The sequence below is a fragment of the Micromonospora sp. WMMB482 genome (assembly GCF_019038635.1).
Lineage (GTDB): Bacteria > Actinomycetota > Actinomycetes > Mycobacteriales > Micromonosporaceae > Micromonospora > Micromonospora marina.
In genome coordinates, this window is record NZ_JAHOPD010000020.1 from 4,530,722 (window position 1) to 4,552,352 (window position 21,631).

At 73.8% G+C, this 21,631-nt stretch carries 25 protein-coding genes; 9 read left to right on the forward strand and 16 right to left on the reverse strand.

Going from position 1 to position 21,631, the window contains the following annotated elements; all coding sequences use genetic code 11:
• Nucleotides 1-113: 113 nt before the first annotated feature.
• A complete protein-coding gene (locus tag KSK32_RS34225; protein WP_256451503.1) occupies nt 114-242 on the forward strand; it encodes a hypothetical protein in 129 nt (42 codons plus the stop codon).
• Nucleotides 243-286: 44 nt separating this feature from the next.
• On the opposite strand, the gene KSK32_RS22505 is transcribed toward KSK32_RS34225, so the two are convergent.
• Both KSK32_RS22505 and KSK32_RS22510 read right to left on the reverse strand, forming a co-directional pair.
• On the reverse strand, nt 287-1,273 hold the full coding sequence (locus tag KSK32_RS22505) for a pirin family protein (protein WP_216932991.1): 987 nt from the start codon (nt 1,271-1,273) through the stop codon (nt 287-289).
• Nucleotides 1,274-1,284: 11 nt separating this feature from the next.
• Nucleotides 1,285-1,767: a MarR family winged helix-turn-helix transcriptional regulator gene (locus KSK32_RS22510; RefSeq protein WP_216932992.1), complete on the reverse strand. Its 483-nt coding sequence runs from the start codon at nt 1,765-1,767 to the stop codon at nt 1,285-1,287.
• A gap of 113 nt (nt 1,768-1,880) precedes the next feature.
• Here KSK32_RS22510 and KSK32_RS22515 point away from each other — a divergent pair, with 113 nt between their 5' ends.
• Nucleotides 1,881-2,465: a DUF1684 domain-containing protein gene (locus KSK32_RS22515; RefSeq protein WP_216932993.1), complete on the forward strand. Its 585-nt coding sequence runs from the start codon at nt 1,881-1,883 to the stop codon at nt 2,463-2,465.
• A gap of 49 nt (nt 2,466-2,514) precedes the next feature.
• On the opposite strand, the gene KSK32_RS22520 is transcribed toward KSK32_RS22515, so the two are convergent.
• Nucleotides 2,515-3,102 carry a general stress protein gene (locus KSK32_RS22520; protein ID WP_216932994.1) on the reverse strand — a complete coding sequence of 196 codons (588 nt, stop codon included), beginning with the start codon at nt 3,100-3,102 and terminating at the stop codon, nt 2,515-2,517.
• A 111-nt stretch (nt 3,103-3,213) separates the two neighbouring features.
• Between KSK32_RS22520 and KSK32_RS22525 the strand changes: the two genes are divergently transcribed.
• Both KSK32_RS22525 and KSK32_RS22530 read left to right on the forward strand, forming a co-directional pair.
• Nucleotides 3,214-5,037 (forward strand): glycoside hydrolase family 15 protein, encoded by a 1,824-nt coding sequence (locus KSK32_RS22525; RefSeq protein WP_216932995.1) that lies wholly within the window; start codon nt 3,214-3,216, stop codon nt 5,035-5,037.
• An 84-nt stretch (nt 5,038-5,121) separates the two neighbouring features.
• Nucleotides 5,122-5,622, forward strand: a complete 501-nt coding sequence (locus KSK32_RS22530) for a metallophosphoesterase (RefSeq protein WP_216932996.1) — start codon at nt 5,122-5,124, stop codon at nt 5,620-5,622.
• A gap of 2 nt (nt 5,623-5,624) precedes the next feature.
• On the opposite strand, the gene KSK32_RS22535 is transcribed toward KSK32_RS22530, so the two are convergent.
• Entirely contained in the window at nt 5,625-5,849 is a 225-nt protein-coding gene (locus KSK32_RS22535; RefSeq protein WP_026267773.1) for a DUF3072 domain-containing protein, read from the reverse strand.
• Nucleotides 5,850-5,902: 53 nt separating this feature from the next.
• Here KSK32_RS22535 and KSK32_RS22540 point away from each other — a divergent pair, with 53 nt between their 5' ends.
• A complete protein-coding gene (locus tag KSK32_RS22540; protein ID WP_216936294.1) occupies nt 5,903-6,889 on the forward strand; it encodes an NAD(P)/FAD-dependent oxidoreductase in 987 nt (328 codons plus the stop codon).
• A 19-nt stretch (nt 6,890-6,908) separates the two neighbouring features.
• On the opposite strand, the gene KSK32_RS22545 is transcribed toward KSK32_RS22540, so the two are convergent.
• The 3 genes from KSK32_RS22545 to KSK32_RS22555 all read right to left on the reverse strand — a co-directional run bounded on the left by KSK32_RS22545 (nt 6,909) and on the right by KSK32_RS22555 (nt 11,140).
• Nucleotides 6,909-8,198, reverse strand: coding sequence for a sodium:proton antiporter (locus KSK32_RS22545; protein WP_216932997.1), 1,290 nt, complete (start codon nt 8,196-8,198; stop codon nt 6,909-6,911).
• A gap of 101 nt (nt 8,199-8,299) precedes the next feature.
• Nucleotides 8,300-8,977, reverse strand: coding sequence for an HAD family hydrolase (locus KSK32_RS22550; RefSeq protein ID WP_216932998.1), 678 nt, complete (start codon nt 8,975-8,977; stop codon nt 8,300-8,302).
• Nucleotides 8,978-8,986: 9 nt separating this feature from the next.
• The gene (locus tag KSK32_RS22555; RefSeq protein ID WP_216932999.1) at nt 8,987-11,140 is read right to left on the reverse strand and encodes a SpoIIE family protein phosphatase; all 2,154 of its coding nucleotides are present in this window, start codon (nt 11,138-11,140) and stop codon (nt 8,987-8,989) included.
• A 199-nt stretch (nt 11,141-11,339) separates the two neighbouring features.
• Between KSK32_RS22555 and KSK32_RS22560 the strand changes: the two genes are divergently transcribed.
• Nucleotides 11,340-12,203 (forward strand): hypothetical protein, encoded by an 864-nt coding sequence (locus tag KSK32_RS22560; protein ID WP_216933000.1) that lies wholly within the window; start codon nt 11,340-11,342, stop codon nt 12,201-12,203.
• 61 nt (nt 12,204-12,264) lie between these two features.
• Here KSK32_RS22560 and KSK32_RS22565 read toward each other — a convergent pair whose 3' ends face one another.
• The gene (locus KSK32_RS22565) at nt 12,265-12,630 is read right to left on the reverse strand and encodes a DUF6401 family natural product biosynthesis protein (protein ID WP_216933001.1); all 366 of its coding nucleotides are present in this window, start codon (nt 12,628-12,630) and stop codon (nt 12,265-12,267) included.
• A gap of 163 nt (nt 12,631-12,793) precedes the next feature.
• Between KSK32_RS22565 and KSK32_RS22570 the strand changes: the two genes are divergently transcribed.
• Complete coding sequence (locus KSK32_RS22570) at nt 12,794-13,240, forward strand: hypothetical protein (protein ID WP_216933002.1); 447 nt, start codon at nt 12,794-12,796, stop codon at nt 13,238-13,240.
• A gap of 1 nt (nt 13,241) precedes the next feature.
• Here KSK32_RS22570 and KSK32_RS22575 read toward each other — a convergent pair whose 3' ends face one another.
• From KSK32_RS22575 to KSK32_RS22595, 5 genes are all read right to left on the reverse strand, one after another.
• The gene (locus KSK32_RS22575; RefSeq protein WP_216933003.1) at nt 13,242-13,442 is read right to left on the reverse strand and encodes a hypothetical protein; all 201 of its coding nucleotides are present in this window, start codon (nt 13,440-13,442) and stop codon (nt 13,242-13,244) included.
• 163 nt (nt 13,443-13,605) lie between these two features.
• Complete coding sequence (locus tag KSK32_RS22580) at nt 13,606-13,869, reverse strand: hypothetical protein (protein ID WP_091048613.1); 264 nt, start codon at nt 13,867-13,869, stop codon at nt 13,606-13,608.
• Nucleotides 13,870-13,968: 99 nt separating this feature from the next.
• Complete coding sequence (locus KSK32_RS22585) at nt 13,969-14,430, reverse strand: SRPBCC family protein (RefSeq protein ID WP_216933004.1); 462 nt, start codon at nt 14,428-14,430, stop codon at nt 13,969-13,971.
• Nucleotides 14,431-14,486: 56 nt separating this feature from the next.
• Nucleotides 14,487-14,903, reverse strand: coding sequence for a DUF2795 domain-containing protein (locus KSK32_RS22590; RefSeq protein ID WP_216933005.1), 417 nt, complete (start codon nt 14,901-14,903; stop codon nt 14,487-14,489).
• Nucleotides 14,904-14,960: 57 nt separating this feature from the next.
• Nucleotides 14,961-15,998: a YihY/virulence factor BrkB family protein gene (locus tag KSK32_RS22595; RefSeq protein ID WP_216933006.1), complete on the reverse strand. Its 1,038-nt coding sequence runs from the start codon at nt 15,996-15,998 to the stop codon at nt 14,961-14,963.
• Between the two features lie 137 nt (nt 15,999-16,135).
• Between KSK32_RS22595 and KSK32_RS22600 the strand changes: the two genes are divergently transcribed.
• Entirely contained in the window at nt 16,136-16,540 is a 405-nt protein-coding gene (locus KSK32_RS22600) for a ChaB family protein (protein WP_216933007.1), read from the forward strand.
• A gap of 60 nt (nt 16,541-16,600) precedes the next feature.
• Here the strand turns inward: KSK32_RS22600 and KSK32_RS22605 are convergent, their stop codons facing one another.
• Complete coding sequence (locus KSK32_RS22605) at nt 16,601-18,034, reverse strand: aldehyde dehydrogenase (RefSeq protein WP_216933008.1); 1,434 nt, start codon at nt 18,032-18,034, stop codon at nt 16,601-16,603.
• 72 nt (nt 18,035-18,106) lie between these two features.
• On the opposite strand from KSK32_RS22605, the gene KSK32_RS22610 reads away from it, so the two are divergent.
• A complete protein-coding gene (locus tag KSK32_RS22610; protein WP_216933009.1) occupies nt 18,107-19,699 on the forward strand; it encodes an NAD(P)/FAD-dependent oxidoreductase in 1,593 nt (530 codons plus the stop codon).
• Between the two features lie 532 nt (nt 19,700-20,231).
• Here KSK32_RS22610 and KSK32_RS22615 read toward each other — a convergent pair.
• Nucleotides 20,232-20,999, reverse strand: coding sequence for a polyprenol monophosphomannose synthase (locus KSK32_RS22615; protein ID WP_216933010.1), 768 nt, complete (start codon nt 20,997-20,999; stop codon nt 20,232-20,234).
• 90 nt (nt 21,000-21,089) lie between these two features.
• Nucleotides 21,090-21,536, reverse strand: coding sequence for an SRPBCC family protein (locus KSK32_RS22620; protein ID WP_216933011.1), 447 nt, complete (start codon nt 21,534-21,536; stop codon nt 21,090-21,092).
• Between the last annotated feature and the right edge of the window lie 95 nt (nt 21,537-21,631).

Here is a 21,631-nt window from a genome sequence, read left to right on the forward strand (position 1 = left end):
CCTCACACGGTAGGACCCCCGGCAGGGCCCCGCACGTCGAGCAGCAGGTCGGCGTCGGTGCCGCGCGTCAGGGGTGCGCCGGACCCCTGGATCGCGAACCGAGGAGGCACCGCATGCCCGCCGAGACGACGAACACCGTGACCGACGACCGCCGGCAGGCGGTGGAGGGGGAGCGGGGTGCGCTGGTGGCGGTCCTGTTGATGGTGATCCTCGGGGTGGCCGGCATCTTCGCCGTCTCCTGAGGCCCCGCGCGGGCGCCCCGGCGAACCGGGGCGCCCGGAGCAGGTCAGGGCCGGTCGCCCTGGCCGTCGCTGTGCGGCACCCGCCCGGTCGGGATCACCCCGAGCCGGCCGGCCTGGAAGTCCTCGACCGCCTGGATCAGCTCGGCCCGGGTGTTCATCACGAACGGGCCGTAGTGCGCCACCGGCTCGCGGATCGGCTGGCCGCCCATCAGGTACAGCTCCAGCGCCGGGGCGTTGGAGTCCTGCGTCCGGTCGGCGGTGATCCGCAACGCCTCACCGGGCCCGTGCACGGCGAGCTGGCCGAGGTGGATCGGCCGCCGGTCGGTGCCGACGGTGCCGCGGCCGGCCAGCACGTACACCAGCGCGTTGAAGTCCGACCGCCACGGCAGGCTCAGCTCCGCGCCGGGCTGCAACGTGACGTGCGCGATGGTGATCGGTGTGTGCGTCGACCCCGGACCCTGGTGCCCGGCCACCTCGCCGGCGATGACGCGGATCAGGCCGCCACCGTCGGGCGTGGTCAGCAGCGCCGACTCCCGGCCGCGGATGTCCTGGTAGCGCGGCGCGCTCATCTTGGCGACGCTGGGCAGGTTGACCCACAGCTGGAGGCCGTGGAACAGCCCGCCGCTCGTCACCAGGTGCTCGGGCGGCGCCTCGATGTGAAGCAGGCCACTGCCGGCCGTCATCCACTGGGTGTCGCCGTCGGTGATGGTGCCGCCGCCACCGGTCGAGTCCTGGTGGTCCATGATCCCGTCGATCATGTAGGTCACCGTCTCGAAGCCGCGGTGCGGGTGCCAGGAGGTGCCCTTCGGCTCGCCCGGCGCGTAGTCGACCTCGCCCATCTGGTCGAGGTGGATGAACGGGTCCAGCTCGGTCATCGGCACTCCGGCGAAGGCCCGGCGGACCGGGAAACCCTCGCCCTCGTACCCGCTGGGGGCGGTGGTGACCCGGCGGACCGGGCGGTATTCGGTCGCCTCGCCGAGCTTCGGCAGGCGGGGCAGGACGAGGACGTCGTCGACGGTGATCGCGGGCATCGCGGGACTCCTTACTTGTCGGCCGGGGTGGACGACACGGCGTGGTCGGCGCGCAGGCGCCGGCCGAGCCGCTCGAAGACCCGGGTGAGGCAGGCGACCTCGGCGTCGTCGAGGTCGTCGATCAGGTGGGCGCGGACGGAGCGCAGGTGGTGCGGCGCGGCCTCGCGCAGGGCGAGCAGGCCGGCGGCGGTGAGCACCGCCTCACTGCCCCGTCGGTCCGCCGGGCACGCCTCCTTGGCCACCAGGCCGCGCTTGCGCATCGTGGCGATCTGGTAGGTCAGCCGGCTCGGTGAGAACACCAGCCGGTCGGCCAGCTCACCCATGCGCAGCCGCTGGCCGGGCGCCTCGGAGAGCAGCACCAGCACGTGGTAGTCGGCGAAGCTCAGGTCGCTGTCGGCGCGCAGGTCGTCCTCGAGGCGGGTGAACAGCCGCTGGCTCGACTCGATGTACGCGCGCCAGCAGGCCGTCCGCTCGGCGTCCAGGCTCTCCATCATGGCTCCGAGAGTAGCACTATTTAAAATTTAAACAAGTGTCCCTGTCGTGTTCGGGCGGCAAGGACGGGTCGACTCCTTGAAACCTGAACGGGTGGCCCGGTTAGGGTCGGGGGATGGACGATCTCGACCTGCTCGACTGGCGGGAGCGGATGGCCCGGCTCTACCTGTCCGACCTCGATCTGACCGGGTTCCGGGCCGCGCGCGACGACCTGTTCCGCACCCACCCGAGCAGCCCGGTGCCGCCCGCCGACCGGCCCGACTTCACCGGCCTGCGCTGGTACCCGCCCGACCCGTCGGCCGTGGTGGAGGCGCCGCTACGTCCCGCCTCCGGTGAGCTGCGCATCGACACCGGCGGCCCGGACGGGGTGGTCACGTACCGGCGGGTGGCGGTCGCCGAGACGCCATGGGGACCGCTCACGCTGTGGTGGATCGAGGCGTACGGGGGCGGGCTGTTCGTGCCGCTGCGCGACGGCACCTGCGGCGACGGATCGTACGGCGGGGGCCGGTACCTCACCGACACGGTCAAGGGCACGTTCGGCCGCGGCCTGACCGTGCTGCCCGGCGACCGGGTCCGCCTGGACGCCAACTACCTCTACAACCCCAGTTGCGCCTACGACGACAGGTGGGCCTGCCCGCTGGCCCCGCCGGAGAACCGGGTGGACGTGCCGCTGCGGGCCGGGGAGCGGGCGTACCACTGACACGAGGGAGGACCCCGGCGGGGCCCTCCCTCGTGTCGCGTACCGCCGGTCAGCGGGCGGTGGCGCCGGTCGGTGTCAGGTGCATCCGGCTGAGCATCTGCTGGGCCTGCCCGGCCAGCTCCGCGTCCACAGTCACCCCGTACTGGGCGGCGCGCAGCGAACTGGCCGACGTGAAGTCACGTTGCCCACCGGTCATCGCGTGCGCGACAGCGCCGAACACCGCACCCCAGATAGCGCCGATCACCAGTCCGACGAGGATCACCGCCAGCCAGTTCCCCGCGGTGAAGATGCCGAACAGCAACCCGATGAACAACCCGAACCAGGCGCCGGTGCCGGCCCCGAGCAGGGCCGCCCGGCCCGTGGTGACCCGTCCCATCACGGTCTCCACGAGCGTGAGGTCCGTGCCGACGATCGAGGTACGCTCCACCGGGAACCGGTTGTCGGCCAGATAGTCCACGACGCGCTGGGCGGACGGATAGTCCGGGTACGAGCCGATCGTGACGGTCGCCGCCCCGGCCTGCGGGCCGTGCCCGTCCCCGCTCGGTGGCGTCGGGCGACCGCCCGGACCGGACGGGAGGTTGTCGCTGCCCGGCATTCCGGGTTGCCAGGCCGCGGTCGGAGTCGAGGGTCTGGTCATGAGCATCCTCCTTCGTCAACTCGCCGCGTTCCCGCCCCCGGGCAGCGGTAACGCGCCGACCGGGACCGATGTGGCAAGGCATGGCGGCACCCGGGCCGGGTAGCCACTGTCGTGGCGACCCGACGGATCAGCGAGCACGGGTTCCTCGCCGACGGGCGCAGCGCGGCCCTGGTCGACACCGACGGCGCGGTCAACTGGTGGTGCCCGCCCCGGTTCGACGCGCCGTCGGTGTTCGGGCGCCTGCTCGACGAGGATGCCGGGTACTGGAGCATCCGCCCCGTGGACGCGGCCACCAGCAGCCGGTCCTACCTGGACGACTCGCTGGTGCTGCGTACCGTCTTCACCACGGCGGCCGGCACGGTCGCCGTCACCGACGCGCTGGCGCTGGAGCCCGGCGCGCGCGGTCACGAGATCGGGATGCGCTCGCCCCGGGTGCTCGCCCGCCTCGTCGAGGGGCTCACCGGTGAGGTGCCGATGCGCGTGGACTACGCGCCGCGTTTCGAGTACGGCCGGGTCGGCGCCTACCTGACCGAACGCGACGGTGTGGTGACCGCGGCCGCCGGCGCCTACCGGCTGGAGCTGCGCGCCGACGTCCCGCTGACCATCGCCGAAGGGTTCGCCGCCGGACGGTTCACCGCCCGCGCCGGCAGCGCCCACCGCTTCACCCTCGGGTACGCCCCGGCGTACACCGGCGCCGCTCCGGCGCTGCCCGACGCCGCCGAGGTGGTGGCCGAGACGATCGCCGGATGGCGGTCGTGGTCGGCGCTGCACGACTACCAGGGCGAGTACCGCGAAGAGGTGCGGCGCAGCGCGCTCGCGGTGCAGGGCATGACGTACGCACCCAGCGGCGCCGTCGTCGCGGCGGCCACCACCTCGGTGCCGGAGCGGCTCGGCGGCGACCGCAACTACGACTACCGCTACGTGTGGCTGCGCGACTTCAGCCTCACCCTCCAGGCGCTGTGGCGGGCCGCCTGCCCGGACGAGGCGGACCGGCAGTTCACCTGGGTGGCGCGGGCGATGGGCCGGACCGGGGACGAGCCGGTGCCGGTCATGTACGGCGTCGAGGGGGAGCGGGACCTGACCGAGCACGACCTCGACCACCTGGCCGGGTACGAGCACAGCCGGCCGGTGCTCGTCGGCAACGACGCCTGGCGGCAGCGGCAGAACGACGTCCTGGGCGAGGTGCTCGACGCCGCCTGGCTGATGCGGTACTACCTCGACCCGATGTCGCCCGAGGTCCGCGATCTGCTGCGCACGCTCGCCGACCAGGCCGGGCGCGGCTGGCACCGGCCCGACGCGGGGATGTGGGAGGGGCGGGGCCCGGAGCGGCACTACGTGTCGTCGAAGGTGCAGTGCTGGACCGCGCTGGACCGGGCGGTCCGGTTCGGCTCCCGTATCGGCGAGCCCGCCGACGTGGCGCGCTGGGCCGCCGCCCGCGACGAGGTACGCGCGGCGGTGCTCACCCACGGCTGGAACGAGCGGGTCGGCGCGTACACCGGGGCGTTCGGCTCCGACGACCTGGACGCCTCGGTGCTGGTCATGCCGCTGGTCGGTTTCCTGCCGGCGAACGATCCGCGGATGCGCGCCACGATGGACGTGCTGGAGCGGCGGCTGTCCCGCGACGGGCTGCTACGCCGCTTCGACGGCGATCCGGCCGGCTTCGTGATCTGCTCGTTCTGGCTGGCCGCCTGCCTGGCCGAGGCGGGGGAACTGGACCGGGCCCGGCGGCTGTTCGAACGCCTGGCCGCCCGCGCCAACGACCTCGGCCTGTACACCGAGCAGATCGACCCGGACACCGGCGAGCAGGTCGGCAACTTCCCGCAGGCGTACTCACACATCGGCCTGATCACCGCCGCCGGCCGCATCACGGACGCCGCCGCCCGCACCGCCTCGCGCGCCTCTGCGGGCGCCGCCCCTTCATCCCGTCGATCATGAGGTTGGCGGCGAAGTCGATCTCCCTGAGTGCCGCCAACCTCATGATCGACCCCGAGGGAACGGGGGGTGGGGGAGGATGAGGGGGTGGAACTGGTCGTGATGGCGGACACGCATGTGCCGAAGCGGGCGCGGGATCTTCCGGCGCCGCTCTGGGCGGCGGTGGAGGCCGCGGACGTGGTGGTGCACGCCGGGGACTGGGTGGACGTGGCGCTGCTGGACGCGCTGGAGGCGCGGTCGCGCCGGCTGATCGCTGTGTACGGCAACAACGACGGCCCGGCGCTGCGCGCCCGGCTGCCCGAGGTGGCCCGGGCCGAGCTGGACGGCCTGCGTGTCGCCGTGGTGCACGAGACCGGCCCGAAGACCCGCCGCGAGGAGCGCTGCGCCGCCGCGTACGGCGACTGCGACCTGCTCGTCTTCGGGCACTCGCACATCCCCTGGGACACCGTCGCCCCGGGTGGCCTGCGCCTGCTCAACCCCGGTTCACCCACCGACCGGCGGGCGCAGCCGTACGCCACCTACCTGACCGCCCGGGTGGCGGCGGGGCGGCTCGACCGGGTCGAGCTGCACCGCCTGCCCCCGCGCTGACCTCAGCGGCCCCGGCCGGTCTCCGCCTGGAGCTCGTCGATCCGCCGGGACGCCTCGGCCTTGGTCAGGTCCTCCGGCACCGGCTCGCCCGCCTCCTGGGCCAGGGTGTGCAGATACGACTCCTGGGCGGCGGTGGGCGGCTCGTCGCCGGTGACCCAGTCGTCCGGATCCTTGACAGCGGCGTCCGGGTTCACGTTCCTGCCGTTGGTGCTGGCGCGGTCGGCCATGCTGATCACCTCTCCTCGAACAGGTGTACCACTACCCCCGGCCCGGCGGGTTCATGCCGCCCGCCGCCTACGATCACCTGGTGACGGCGGAGCGGGCGGGCGTGGTGGTGGTCGGTGCGGGCATCGCCGGGGTGGCGTGCGCGACCGAGTTGGCGCGAGCCGGTGTCCCGGTGCGGCTGCGTGAACGGGCCCGGGTCACCGGCGGGCGGATGGCCAGCAAGCGCTTCGACGGCCGCCCGGCCGACCTGGGCGCCGCGTACCTCACCGTGGACGACAGGGAATTCGCCGCCGTGGTGGACCGGTGGCGGGCCGCCGGGCTGGCGCGGGAGTGGACCGACACGCTCGTCGCGTACGGACCGCGCGGGCGCGAGCAGGTCACCGGCCCGATGCGCTGGGCCGCGCCGCGCGGGTTGCGCTCGCTCGTCGAGCACCTGGCCGAGGGCCTGCCGGTGACGCACGACCGGCTGGTGATGACGGTCGAGCCGGGCCCCCGGGTGGACGGCACCGAGGCGGAGGCGGTCGTGCTCGCCATGCCCGGCCCGCAGGCCGCGCTGCTGCTGGACCCGGCGCTGGCCGAGGCGACCCGGGCGGTGGCTGCGCAGCGCTGGTCGTCGGCGCTGACCGGGGTACTGCACTTCCCGGCCCGTCGCTGGGCGGACTTCCATGGCGCGTTCGTCAACGACCACCCCGTACTCAGCCTGGTCTGCGACGACGGTGATCGCCGCGGCGACGGCGCGCCGGTGCTCGTCGCGCACACCACCGCCGAGTTCGCCGCCGGGCACCTGCTCCAGCCCACCGCCGCCCGCCCGGCGATCGAGCAGGCGGTCCGCGACCTGCTCGGACTGCCCGAGCCGGCGGTGTCGACGCACGTGCACCGCTGGACGTACGCGACCCCGGCGGCGCACGCCGGTGGCGCCACGTTCCACCTGGACGACGACGGGATCGGGCTGGCCGGTGACGCGTTCGGCCGCCCCCGCGTGCAGACCGCCTGGCGCTCCGGGAGGGACCTCGGCCGCGCGCTCGCCGCCCGACTGGGGTGACAGCCCTCGCCCGGGCCGGTCAGCCGGTGGCGCCCACCGGTTGTGCCGCCGACCCGGCCTGCGTCTCCTTGCCGGTGCGTTCGCCCTCCCGGTCCAGCAACTGCATGACCGGTGTGGCGGCGATGCCGTGCGCCACCACTGACACCACCACCACGAGACCGACAGTGGCCCAGACCAGATCCGCCTGCGGGAAGTCGGTCTTGCTGGTGGCGTACGCCAGGTAGTAGAACGACCCGACGCCGCGGATGCCGAACAGCGAGATCACCCAGTGCTCGGCCGGCTTGCCCGGCGCCCCGCGCAGTGACAGCCACCCTGCCAGCGGCCGGATCACCAGCACCAGAGCCAGCCCGACCAGCGCCGCCGGCCAGGTCAGCGGCGCGAGCAGCCCGCCGATCACGGCGCCACCGAACAGCAGCAGCAACAGCACCGTGAGCAGCCGCTCCACCTGCTCGGCGAAGTCGTGCAGCACGGAGTGGAACTCGTGCGTACGCTCGGCGGCCCGGATCGCGCGGGCGGCCACGAACACGGCCAGGAAGCCGTACCCGCCGATCACCTCGACCAGCCCGTACGCGAGGAACGTCGCGGCCAGCGCGAGGAAGCCCTCGGAGTGCCGGGCCAGCCGCAGCTCGCTCGGGGCGCGGAAGAACAACTTGCCGAGCAGCCACCCGACGAGCAGCCCGCCGCCCACCCCGACGCCGAGCTTGTAGAGCACGTCCACGGCGAACCACTCGGCGAGCCAGCCGGACGGGGCGAGCCCGGTGGTGGCGATCGCGATGGCCGCGTACACGAACGGGAAGGCGAGCCCGTCGTTGAGGCCCGCCTCCGAGGTGAGCGCGAAGCGCACCTCGTCCTCCGAGTCCTCGACATCGGTCGGTTCTCCCACCTGCACGTCCGAGGCGAGCACCGGGTCGGTGGGCGCGAGCGCGGCGCCGAGCAGCAGCGCCGCGGCCGGCACCAGGCCGGCCCACCACCAGCCGAGCAGCGCCACCGCGGCGATGCACAACGGCATGGCGATGGCCAGCAGCCGCCAGGTCGACGACCAGCGGGCCCAGCTCAACGGACGGTCGATCTTCAGACCGGCGCCCATCAACGCGACGATCACACCGACCTCGGTGAGGTGGGTGGCCAGTTCCGGCCAGCGCAGCGGGTCCGGCGTGGGCAGTCCGGTGGGCAGCACGAACACGAGCATGCCGAGCCCGAGGAACGCGATCGGCATCGACAGCGGCCGTCGCTTCAGAACCCGGGGCAGCACCCCGGCCAGCAGCGCACCGACGCCCAGCAGAGCGAACGCGACATCGACCGGTTCCACGACACCACCCTTCCGTCGCCCGTCGGCCGGGCGGTGGAGTCCAGCAGTGCCCCGAAGCGGGTCCGGCTAAGCCTGCGCGTGCCCGCCGGTTGAGCAACCGGTCAACCGAGTGCGGCGATGGCGCTGTCCGGCAGGGCCCCCAGCAGCTCCGCCGGGTCGTCGTAGACGGCCACCGCGCCCGCGCCGGCCAGTTCCGCGCGGCCGGTGCCGCCGCAGGTCAGGCCGATGCAGGGGATGTCCAGCTTGCCGGCGGCGGCGACGTCCCAGACCGAGTCGCCGACGAACACCACCCGCTCGGCGGCCAGCCCCGACTGGTCCAGTGCGGCGACCAGGATGTCCGGCGCCGGCTTGCTCTCCTGCGCGTCGGCCGACGAGGTGACCGAGTCGATCACGTCGTCGACGTCCAGCGCGGCCCGCAGCGCGGTCACCTCGTGCTCGGCCGCCGAGGTCGCCAGCACCACCCGCAGCCCGCGCTCGGCGCAGGCGCGCAGCAGCTCCCGGGCCCCGGGCAGCGGCGCCAGCCGCTCCCAGTACTCGGCGTAGAGCGCGTCGTGCGCGTCGCGCAGCCGGCCGTCGGCGTCCCGGTCCCGCTCCGCGCCGAGCAGGTGGTCGAGCAGCTTGTCCGAGCCCATGCCGATGGACCTGTGAATCCGCGCCATCGGCACCCGGTGGTCGGCCTGGCGCAGCGCCTCCCACCAGCTCACCGTGTGCAGATACGTCGTGTCGACCAGGGTGCCGTCCACGTCGAAGAGGACACCGCGTCGCTTGTCGTCGGCCATGCCCGGCTCCTACCCGGCCCGGGGGTCGCCGACGCGCGACTGACCCGCCGGAATGAGGATCTCGAACCAGACCGTCGAGCCGCGAACGGTCGGGTCGGTGCCCCAGGCGTCGCTCAGCTCCTCGATCAGGCCGAGCCCGCGGCCCCGGCTGCTGAGCGTGTCGGTCTGCGCCCGGGTGACCTGACCCCGGGTGCCCGAGTCGGCCACCGACACCAGCAGCCGCTCCGCGGACAGGTCGACCTCGACCCGGGCGGCGGTCCCGGCGTGCAGCAGCGCGTTGGTGGTCAGCTCGCTGGTGCACAGCACGGCCGCGCCGATCACCGCCTCGGGCACCTGCCACTCGCCGAGCTGTTCGGTCATCCAGTGCCGGACCCGGCTCGGCGCGGTCGGCTCGGCCGGCACCTCCATGCTCGCCGACCGGCTGGGCCGCACCGCGTACTCCACCGCCAGCACCGCCACGTCGTCCTCGGTGGCGCCCGGCACCGAAGCGGTCGCCACCGCGCACAGCGCGCGCGGATCGCCGCCGGTCGCCGCGCTCACCGCCGCGCCCAGCCCGGCCATCCCGGCGGCCAGGTCCTGCCAGCGCCGCTCCACCACGCCGTCGCTGTAGAGCAGCAGGGTGTCACCCGGACGGAACGGCACGGTGGTGGTACGCGCCCGCCCGCCCAGGCCCAGCGGAGGGGCGGGCGGCACGTCGACGAACTCGGCCACCGCCGCGCCGGGGCCGGCGCGCCGGATCAGCGGCGCGGGATGCCCGGCACTGGCCAGCGTGATCAGCGCCCGGTCCGCCTCGACCACGCCGAAGACCACCGTCACGAACAGCTCCTGGGTACCGCCCTCGACGCCGAGACTGCTGACCAGCCGGTCCAGGCCGTCGAGCACCGCGTCCGGGCGGGGATCGACCAGGGCGAGCGCGCGCAGCGCGGCGCGCACCTGGCCCATCCGGGCGGCGGCCTGCACGTCGTGCCCGGCCACGTCGCCCAGCACCACGCCCAGCGCGCCGGTGGGCAGCAGGAACGCGTCGTAGAAGTCGCCGCCGGCGGCGTTGCCGTCCACGCCCGGGTCGTAGCGGGCGGCGATCCGTAGCTGGGGCAGGTCCGGCAGCCGCTCCGGCAGCATGCTGCGTTGCAGCATCTGGGCGGTGCCGTGCTGGGTCTCGAAGCGGCGGGCCCGCTCGGCGGCCTGGCCGACCAGCTCCGCGGACGCGGTCAGCAGCGCCCGTTCGGCAGGGGACCAGGGGCGCGGCGTCCGGTAGCCCACCGTCAGCGAGCCCCGGACCACTGTGGTCCGCAGCGGCAGGGCGGCCAGCGCGCGGATCTTCTCGTCGTGCCGGTCCGCCGCGACGCCGCGCAGCGGCTGCCCGTCGGCAGTGAACGAGGCCACGCCGCTGCGGGCGGACACCACCGCCGGCAGCGCCGTATCAGCGGACATCCGCCGCCACAGCGGCGGCAACCGCTCGTCGGCCTCGTCGAGCAGTTCGCCGCGGATGCGGCGGACCAGCCGCCACGCGCTGCCCTCGTCCACCGCGAAGGACACCCGGTCGGCGTCGAAGGAGTGCAGGCAGTAGCGCAGCGTCACCCGCGCCACGTCGTCGAGCGTGAGCGTGCCGGCCAGCGCCGCCGCGAAGTCGCTCAGGCTCTGCAACTGCTGGGTGAGCTGGGTGGTCTGCGCCGAGACGGTGAGCACGCCGGCGATGCGGCCGGTGGAGTCGCGGACCGGGCAGTGGCCCCGGGTGAACACGGCCGGCTCGGCCGGGCCCTGCCGGTCGGCCGGCAGTACCGCCTCCCGCTGCAGGAACGGCTCGCCGTGCCGGTAGACCCGCTCCAGCGCCTCGCCGGCACCCGGGTCGCGCCACACCTCGGCGAACGCCTCGGCCGCCGGCCGCCCCAACGCGTCCGGGTGCCGGTCGCCGATCAGCTCGGCGTACCCGTCGTTGTAGAAGACCACCAGGTCGTCGCCGAGGAGCAGGGCCATCGGCACGGGGGAGGCGAGCACCACGTCGGTCACGGCGCGGACCGCGGGATCCCACGTGTGCGGGGCGCCCAGCGGCGTGCCGGCCCAGGGGTGGGCCGCCCCGGCCGCCTGCCCGCCGACGACGGGATCGGTGGGTGCTCCCGGTGCGGGGGCGGACGGTGTGGGAACCCGACCGACGGTGCCTGGCATGACCGCAGCCTAACCGGAGCGTGGCCGGCTGGTTCCGATCATGCGTCCGTGGCGGGTGCGGCCGCCCTGCGGAGCGGATGTTCGGGCAGGTCAGGGCCAGTTCGGCGGGCATGTCGGGAAATTGCCCCGGTCCGGCCCGGCGTGCTGCCCAGGCCACCGGGTATGCGGGCGGCGCAGTTCACGCGACAGGAGGGACATCATGCCGAAAACCCTCGCGGTCGGGCAGGTCGACATCAGTGCGGCCTGGACCGACTTCTGGAGGTCGGTGCTGCTCTTCGTACCGCGGGCGATCGCGTTCATCGCGATCCTCGTCGTGGGTTGGCTCATCGCCCGAGCCGTCCTCAAAATCGTGGACGCGGCACTGGAACGAGTCGGGTTCGACCGGGCCGTCGAACGCGGCGGGATCAAACGGGCCCTGGAACGCACCAAGTACGACGCCAGCGACATCCTGGCCAGACTGGCCTACTACGCGGTCCTGCTGTTCACCCTGCAGTTCGCCTTCGGGGTGTGGGGGCCCAACGCGATCAGCGACCTGATCCGCGGGGTGGTGTCCTGGCTGCCACGGGCCTTCGTGGCGATCGTGATCGTGGTGATCGCCGCCGCCATCGCCAACGCCGTCCGGGACCTGGTCTCCGGCGCGCTGGGCGGGCTCTCGTACGGCCGGGTGCTGGCCGACGTGACGGCGATCTTCATCCTGGCGCTCGGCATCATCGCCGCACTGAACCAGGTGGGCATCGCCACCACGGTGACCACGCCGGTGCTGATCGCGTTCCTCGGCACCGTGGCCGGCATCCTGATCGTCGGTGTCGGTGGTGGTCTGATCAAGCCGATGCAGGACCGCTGGGACGGCTGGCTGCACCGGGCCGCCGAGGAGTCCCGGGCGTTCCGGGAGCAGCGGCAGGCCCAGCAGGCCGGCCGGGGCGACTACGAACGCCGGATGGCCGACCGGGGCGGGCAACCGACGCCGGCGGCGCAGCAGCAGTCGTCCATGTCGGGCGCGGGCACGTACCGCTCCGGCGAGGCGGGCGACGAGACGCAGCAGTTCCGCCGGCCGGGCGGCTGACGGCAACGGGTGACGGGGTGTCCGCGGGGCGATCGCGGGCGCCCCGTAGCCGTGTTCCGGGTCAGGCCAGGTGGCGCGGGTCCAGCCTGCGGGCCAGCAGGCAGACCGCGAGCAGGCGGGTGAGCGTCCAGTCCGCCTCGGACCAGTCGACCGGCTCGTCCGGCGGCGTCCAGCCGTGCTCGGCCGCCGCCTCGCGCATACCTTCGGCGTACCCAGCGAGCGCCGCCACTGTGAGCGGGCGGCGGTCACCGCCGAGGCTGTCGCGTACCCCGGCGGCGTGCTGGTCGACCTCGGCGAGCAGCCCGGGGTTCGCGCGGGCCGCGGCGAGGCCGGCGGTGCCGACGGCGGCGGTCAGCGAGGTGAGGGTCGTCCGCACGGCCACGGCCGCGGAGCGGCGGGTCGCGACCCGGTTGTTCGGCACGCGCATGGTGTCCGAGGCTAACGCCGCCCGCCGGGGGCCGGCCTCGGCCGAGCGGGGGATGCCCGGGTCGTCCGGGGGAGCCGTCGCGTCGTCCGGCGGGATTGAGTCGCCCGTGCGGGGGCAGAAGTCCGGTACGCAGACCACGCGACCGGGGTCACGGAGGGACACGATGGGACAGCGGGCCGACGGACCGGACCGGGCACACCGGCGCCCGGAGGGAGTGAGTGACGCCACGGTCGAGGCGCTGGGCAGGCTCAGCGAGGCCCTGGAGTGCGTCGAGCGGGCCCGCGGCCACCTGTACGAGCTGCACCAGCTCATCGGCCACGCCGACCTGATGCTCGACGACGCGGTGGAGATGCTCCGCGCCGCCGGTCATCCGGCGCTCGCCGAGCGGATCGACCGGGACCTGCTCGGCCGCAACGTCATCGCAGGACGGTGGACGTTCCAGATCGTCGAGGACTTCGACGACGGGTACTACGCCCTCTTCCGGGAGCTGGACCGGCAGGCCCGCGACGAGCTGGTCGAGGGCCGGCGGCACCTCTACGAGGCGGAGATGAAGGAGCGCCGCCGCAGCCGGGGGATGCCGGGGCACGAGGCGCGCCCCGGCACGAGCTGACTCAGTCGACGGCCGGGCGGCGGCGCGCGCCGTCGTCGGCGATGATCACGGTCGCGACCATCAGCGCCACCACCAGGCTGAACAGCCAGGAGCTGTCCTCGGTGAACCGGGCGGAGACCGGAGCCTGGATCGCGGCGAGCAGGAAGCCCAGCCAGGCGAGCTTGCGCTGACGGTTGGAGAGGAAACCGGAGCCCTGTTGCATCCCGAAAGTCTTGCGCGCATCGGGGGGAGTGCCGTCAGCCGTTCGGCCGATTCTGGATGGGCTGTCCGTTTTCCCGGCCGTCCGTACCGCACTTTTTGTCGTTTCGGCCGAGCATGAATCCGGTGGCTGCGGGCAGTGGCACCGATGCCCGCAGCCACCGGCATCACATGCTGTCCGGGCCGGTCCGCCCGATCGTCGACGGCCGGTAGGCCCGGTCCGCATCGGTCATCTCACGCCGCTCGGCCTCCGGGCCGGCGCCCCGGTCCACCGCCTCCGGGCCGTGGCCGAAGGCGGCCTCCTGGCCGGCGTCGTTGGCGGTGACGTCGTCGCCCTGGCCGTCCGTGGCCGACCGGGCCACGGCCTGGTCCAGCTCGTGCAGGGGAGTACGGTCCTCGTCGCGCCACACGTGGCGGTCGTTGTCGGTCATTCCCCTGCGGTACCCGGACCGGATGATCGCAAACGGCCGGGCACGGCGATGGCCGCCGGCGAACCGGCGGCCATCGAGGCTCGGGTACGGGGGGACGGGTCAGGGGGTCGGCCGGTCCACCGATCCGCGCCAGGCGCCGGTCTCCTGACCGCGCCGCTCGATGAACTGCTTGAACCGCTCCAGGTCGCCCTTGGCGCGCCGGTCGACCACGCCCAGCTTGTCGCCGGCCTGCTCGACCACGCCGTGCGGCTCGAACTCCATCTGGAGCGTGACCCGGGTGTGCCCCTCGTCGAGGCGGTGGAAGGTCACGACGCCCGCCTGCTGGGTGCCCCCGGTGGAGCGCCAGGCCACCCGCTCGTCCGGCAACTGCTCGGTGATCTCGGCGTCGAACTCGCGCTTCACGCCCGCGATCTCGACGGTCCAGTGGGTCATCGTGTCCGAGAGCTGCCGGACCTCCTGCACACCCTCCATGAAGTGCGGGAACTCCTCGAACTGGGTCCACTGGTCGTACGCGGTCCGGATCGGTACGTCAACGTCCACGTGCTCGGTAACGCCGCTCATGTCGGGGTTCCTCCTGTTCCGCCGGTCTGTCTCGTACGGGCCGTGGGCCGGCCCGCTCACCAGCGCGTCGTTTCGTTCCTGTGCCCGAGGGCGGCCCACACCTCGGAGATCGTCTGGTAACGGGTGCCCTCGGGCAGGGTCTCCAGGGCGGCGACGATGTCCGTCGGCGCCTCGTTCTCCCGCGCGTTGGCCAGCAGCGCCTCCCGGTCACCGGGCAGGGCGGTCATCGTGATGAACCGTCCCAGGCGGCTGCGCGCCTCGACGTCCTCGGAGCTCATGCCCTGCGGCGCGCCGCTGCGCAGCTCCCCGGCCGGGGCCGTGGTGGCCTCCGGCTGGTCCTCGCCGGCCGGTTCGGGGATCCGGAACTCCTCGGCCCGCGAGCCTCCGGTGCCAGATCCCTGGACGAGACCGCTGACCTCGCTGCTCATCTGGTCGTCGACCCTGGGCGAGTGCTTGCTGCTGCCACGTTCCATGCCTTGGGAGATGCCCCGGGGGGCCGCCGGTAAACCGACGCGGGCCGGAGGAGCCGGTCATCCGGGCGGCAACCGGTCGCCCGCCTTCTCCGCGCCGGTCTTCTCGTCGCCGGTCTTCTCGTCGTCGGCCGGGGCGCGCGGCGGCAGCACCGGATCGTCCGGCTCCTCGACCCCGGCCTGCATCGCCCGCCCGCGTTGCAGCTCGGCGTTGACCTGCACGCCGAGCATCAGCGCGCAGTTGGACAGATAGAGCCACACCAGGAACGCGATGACCGCGCCGAGGCTGCCGTACGTGACGTCGTACGAGCCGAAGTTGGCCACGTACACGCCGAAGCCGAAGGAGACCAGCACCCAGGCCACGAGCGCCAGCGCCCCGCCCGGGGTGAGCCAGCGGAACCGCGGCTGGCGGACGTTCGGCGCGATCCAGAACAGCAGAGACAGCAACGTCATGGCGACCACGGCGAGCAGCGGCCACTTCGCCACCGACCACGTCGTGCGGGCCACCGTCCCGGCGTTCAGCAGGTCGCCCACCGCGTCGGTGACCGGGCCGCTGACGATCAGCCCGGTGGCCACCACCGCCAGCAGCACGATGGTCACCGCGGCCATGCCGATCTGCAACGGGCGCAGCCGGTAGAACGGCCGGCCCTCCCGTACCGCGTAGATCGCGTTGGAGGCTCGGGTGAACGCGCCGATGAACCCGGACGCGGACCAGAGCGCGCCGAGCAGACCGAAGCTGAGCAGCACCTTCGCCGAGCCCTGCTGCTCGACCACGTTGCGCACCACGCCCACGAACGCGTCGTTGCCGACGACCGAGCCGGCGCCGATCTCCCTGGCCAGGTCGATCACGGTGTCGACGGTGCGCGGGCCGTCGGAGACCAGGCCGACCAGCGCGACCACCACGATCGTGGACGGGAACAGGGCCAGCACCCCGTAGTAGGTGAGCGCCGCCGCCCAGTCGGCGCAGTTGTCGGTGACGAAACCCTTGCCGCTGCGCACCAGCACACCGCGCCAGGTGTGCCAGTTGAGCTGGCGGATCCGGCGGGGCAGGCGCGACCGCGTCCGGCCGCCGGCCGTCCGGGGTGTCGTCACGGTCATGTCCGCCTCCTCCAGGCCCGCCACCGGGTGTGGGCGGGCGGTACCCCCGGGGAGAAATCGACAAACCGGGTGCCGGTTTGCCTGCCGGGCGGCAGGGAACCACTGCAGATACCCGATCGACACTCCAGGAGGACGAGATGCCCGGGCGCGAGGTACTGCCCAGCACGCTGCGGCGCTCCCCGGCGAAGGCGCAGCGGACCTGGGAGAAGACGCACGACTCGGCGGTCGAGACGTACGGCGAGGGGGAGCGGGCGCACCGCACCGCCTTCGCCGCGGTCAAGCACGAGTTCGAGAAGGTGGGCGACCACTGGGAGCCGAAGGGCCGCAAGGGGCCCAGCGACAAGCAGGCCGCGGGCGGCGGCCCGGCCCGTCGTGCCGACACGGCCGGCGGGGTGGACGCCAACGCCAGCAAGGACCACCTCATGGAGGTGGCGAAGAAACTGGACGTGCGCGGCCGGTCCCGGATGACCAAGCCGGAACTGGTCAAGGCGATCGAGAAGGCCAACGACAACGCGACCCGCAAGGCTCGCGGAGGTCGCTGACCGCTGGGGATACGCGTCGAGCCCGGGACCGCCTCGGTCCCGGGCTCGCTTCGTGCCGTCTCACCAGTGGCCGCCGCCCGGCGCCTCCAGGTGCACCGCCTTGACGGTGCTGAACTCGTCCAGCAGTTCCGGGCCGTACCCGAATCCCTGGCCACTGCCCCGGCGCGGCTGGGCTGCGCCGCCGGGCGCCCCGCCGAACACGGAGTTGATCTTCACGGTGCCGACCGGCAGTTCCCGCCAGGCGCGCTGGGCGTGGCTCATCGAGCCGGTCAGCACGGTGGCGGCCAGGCCGTACGGGGAGTCGGCCGCGCAACGCAGCCCCTCGGTGAAGGAGTCGACCACCACCACGGGGGCGACCGGCCCGAACGTCTCCTCGCGGACCAGCGTCATGTCGTGGCGGCAGCCCTCGACGACGGTGGCCGGGTAGAACGCGCCGGGCCCGTCCGGCAGCGCGCCGCCGGTGCGTACCCGGGCCCCGTCGGCGAGCGCGGCGGTGACCTGCCCGTGCACGTGGTCCCGGTGCCGCCGGTCCACAAGCGGCGCGAGCTGCGTGCCCGGGTCGCGGCCGGGGCCCACGGTGAGCGTCTCGGCGCGCGCCACGAGCGCGTCCAGGAAGCCCTCGGCGACGTCGCGGTGCACGTAGATCCGCTCCACCGCCACGCAGATCTGACCGGCGTTGGCGAAACAGCCCAGCGCCGCCTGTTCGGCCGCCCAGACCGGGTCGACGTCCGCGTCCACCACGAGCGGGTCGCTGCCGCCGTTCTCCAGCAGCACCTTCGCCCCGGTACGCGCGCCCGCGGCGGCGATCACCCGCCCGGTGGCGGTGGAGCCGACGTGGGCGATCACGTCCAGCTCCTGCGCGGCGAGCGCGGCGCCCACCTCGCCGCCGCCGGTGAGCAGCGACAGCACCCCGGCGGGCAGCGCCGAGTCCAGCGCCCGGGCGAGCAGCCAGCCGGTGGCGGGGGTCCGCTCGCTCGGCTTGTAGACCACCACGTTGCCGGTGACCAGTGCCGCGCCGAGCAGGCCGCAGGACACCGCCACCGGGTCGTTCCACGGCGTGATCGCGCCGACCACGCCGCGCGGTCCGGGGGCCATGAAGTCCAGCGCGTCGTGCGCGCCGTGCAGCGTCCGGCCGCCCCGCACCGGGGCCAGTTCGGCGTACTGTCGCAGCGTGCCGACGCCCGCCGCCACCCCGCCCCGCGCGTCGTCGAGCGGCTTGCCCATCTCCGCTGTGGTCGCCTCGGCCAGTTCCCCGGCCGCCGCCTCGACCGCGTCCGCCGCCCGGTGCAGCGCCGCGGCCCGGTCCGCGGGTGCGGTCGCCGCCCACTCCGCCGCCGCGCCCCGGGCCGCCGCCACCGCCTTGGCCACCTCGTCGGCGGTGGCCACCGGCGTACGGGTCACCGGCGAGGAGTCCGCGGGATCGTGGACGACCAGTTCGCCGCCCTCGCCGCCGGCGCCCCACACTCCACCGATGAGCTGCGCAACCGTGTACATGCGGCCGTGCTTGCCCAGGCACGGGCGGGGCAAACGCGTTTCGCCAGGTGACCGGCCGGGTAGGCGGATCTGATGACCTCGACTGCCGACGCCGTCGTCATCGGGGCCGGACACAACGGGCTGGTGGCCGCGAACCTGCTGGTGGACGCCGGCTGGGACGTCGACGTCCTGGAGGCCACCGAGGCGCCCGGCGGGGCCGTCCGCTCCGCGTACGTGACCGCGCCCGGTTACCTCAGCGACCTCTACAGCTCCTTCTACCCGCTCGGCTACGCCTCCCCGGTGCTCGACGGGCTGGACCTGGAACGGCACGGCCTGTCCTGGACGCACGCGCCGGACGTGCTGGCGCACCTGCTGCCGGACGGGCGGGCCGCGGTGGTCAACCGCGACCTGGACACCACCGCCGCGTCGATGGAGGCGTTCGCCCCCGGCGACGGGGAGCGCTGGCGGCACGCGTACGCCGACTGGTGCCAGGTCGCCGAGCCGATGCTGCGGACCATCACCACGCCGTTCCCACCGGTACGCGGCGGGCTGGGCCTGCTGCGGCAGCTGCGGGTCGGCGGCGCGCTCCGGCTCGCCCGCCGCCTCGTGCTGCCGGTCCGCAAGCTCGGCGCGGAGCTGTTCGAGGGCGAGGGCGGCACGGTCCTGCTGGCCGGATGCGCCCTGCACACCGACCTGTCACCGGAGGAGGCCGGCTCCGGGGTGTACGGCTGGCTGCTCGCCATGCTCGGCCAGCAGGTGGGCTGGCCGGTGCCGGTGGGCGGCGCCCAGCGGATCACCGATGCGCTCGTCGCCCGGCTGGTCGAGCGGGGCGGGCGGATCACGTACGGTGCCCGGGTCGAGCGGGTGCTCACCGCCCGGGGCCGGGCGATGGGCGTACGCACCGCGGGCGGCACCGACTGGCGGGCCCGGCGTGCGGTGCTCGCCGACGTGCCCGCGCCGGCGCTCTTCCTCGACCTGGTCGGCGCGGCGGCGTTGCCGCCCCGGATGGTCGAGGACCTGGCGCACTTCAAGTGGGACGGCTCCACGCTCAAGGTCGACTGGGCGCTGTCCGCGCCGGTGCCGTGGAGGAACCGCGACCTGGCCGGCGCGGGCACCGTGCACCTGGGCGCCGACCTCGACGGCCTCACCACGTACGCGGCCGAGCTGGCCCGCGGCGAGCTGCCACGGGATCCGTTCCTGCTGGTGGGGCAGATGTCGGTGGCGGACCCGAGCCACTCACCGCCCGGCACCGAGTCGCTCTGGTCCTACACCCACCTGCCGTTCCGGCGGAACTGGCGGGCCGAGGAGGTGGCGGAGCACGTGGAGCGGATGGAGGAGGTGCTGGAGGCGGCGGCGCCGGGTTTCCGGGCGTCGATCGTCGGGCGGCACGTGGCCGGGCCGGCCGACCTGGAGGCCGCCGAGCCGAGCCTGGTCGGAGGAGCGCTGGGCGGCGGCACCGCCGCCGCGTACCAGCAGTTGTTCCTGCGGCCGATCCCCGGCCTGGGCCGGGCCGACACCCCGGTGGACCGGCTCTACCTGGCCAGCGCCTCCGCCCACCCCGGCGGTGGCGTCCACGGCGCGCCGGGGGCGAACGCGGCGCGAGCGGCGCTGGCCCGCGACCGGGCCGTCACCGGCGCGGTCTACGCCCGGACGATCGCCGCCGCCCACCGCACCGTCTACCGCTGACCCGACCGCATCTCCGCCACTCACGCGCCCGCTGCCGCTGACCGCCGCTCGCGGAGACCGCGGACCGGCGCAGGTTCTCGGAAGACGAGATTGGCCGTCCACATCCCGGGAGCTGCCGGAGATCTTGGTACGAAAGTGCCCCTATAGGGGCCGTTTCCTACCAAGATCTTGGGCGGGCCCGGGACGAGGCGCTCAGCGGCATCGGCTGACCGCTCGACCGCGCCAATCGCTGATCGTCGATCGCCGCACAACTCTGAGCTCTTCCTGCGCATCACGCTGAGTGTTCGGCGCCGCACCGGCGGTATGAACCGCACCGCCGCCTTTGCTCTGCAGCCACATCCGCATCGGTCACGCACCGTGTACGTATCTGGCGCCCGGCGAAACGGTGCCCCGGAAAGCGTCCCTGCTCGGGGCGGTGCTGCGCCGATGGCTGCAGAGCGAAGGGGCCGACGGGGAAAGTAGCGGGACGAGCGCGCCCTCACGCGCGGTGACGGTGACACGACGTGAGGGTACGGCGGAGGTGCGGGAGTGGTCAGGAGTCGAGGTTGCGGTGCCGGCTGCGCAGCTTGAACGGCATCAGCGCGCTCTCGATCTTCGTGGCGGTGGTCATCTTCGAGTCGCCGTCGCGGCGCTCCTCGAAGCGGATCGGCACCTCCAGGATCGTGTGGCCGAGCTTGGTGGCGAGGTAGTGCATCTCCACCTGGAAGCTGTAGCCGTTTGACTGCACCCGGTCCAGCCCGATCGCGCGCAGCGCGTCGGATTGCCAGATCTTGAAACCGGCGGTGAGGTCGCGGATGCGTACCCGCAGCAGCGTGTGCACGTACAGGTTCGCCCAGCCGCTGAGCGCGCGCCGGTACAGCGGCCAGTTCTCGTCCAGCTCACCGCCGGGCACGTAGCGCGAGCCGATGACCACCGACGCCTGGGTGGACAGCAGAGCGCCGAGCATGCCGGGCAGCGCCTCCGGCGGGTGCGACAGGTCGGCGTCCATCTGCGCGACGAAGTCCGCGCCGTCGTCGAGGGCACGGCCGATGCCGTCCACGTACGCCCGGCCGAGGCCCTCCTTGCCCGGGCGGTGCAGCACCGTCACCCGGTCCGGGTGCTCGATGGCCAGCTTGTCGGCGACCTCGCCGGTACCGTCCGGGGAGTTGTCGTCGGCGACCAGCACCTTGAGCCCCGGCAGCGGCAGCGCGAGGAGGCGCTCGACCAGCATCGGGAGGTTGCCCGCCTCGTTGTAGGTCGGAACGACGACGGTCAGGCGCGCATCCCCCCACGGGGAGGGTAACTGCACGGGTTCGATCATCACGGACATCCTCGGTCAGCCGACAGGTTCACCTGAGAGGGTAGCCAGTCCCTCGCGGGGCAGCCGCACGGACGCCCCGCCACCGATCGATCACCGCTCCGGCTTCTGCCGCATCGCGATGTCGGACAGCCGGGCCAGCGTCTCCCGGTTGCGCAGGTGCAGCACCAGGTCGTTGAGCTTGGTCCGGACCCACCGCAGCGGCCCGGCGGCGAAGTCCTCGCCGATCGTCACCCGGGTCCGGCCGCCGTCCAGCGGCTCCAGGACGAACGCCACGATCGCCTCCCCGGCCGGCCACAGCCCGGCGCGCAGCACCAGCCGGTGCGGCGCCTGGCACTCCAGCACCGTCGACTTGTCCTGGAGCGACAACGGCCACGGACCGGCCCGGTGGTGCAGGTTGCTGCCGACGCGCGGCCACGTGTCGTCCACGTCCCGCACGTGCACCGTCCCCACCACCCAGTCGCTGTACGTCCACCCGTCCGCGAGCACCTCGAAGACCTGCTCCGGGGGAGCGTCGATCACCCTTTCCACAACCGCCATCACCGAGCGGTACCCCGGCGCGGGCCGTCGCTAACGGCGATCCGGGTTAGCTTCTCCGGGGCGGCGGGTATCGCCGGACCGGGCCGGTCGTGGCA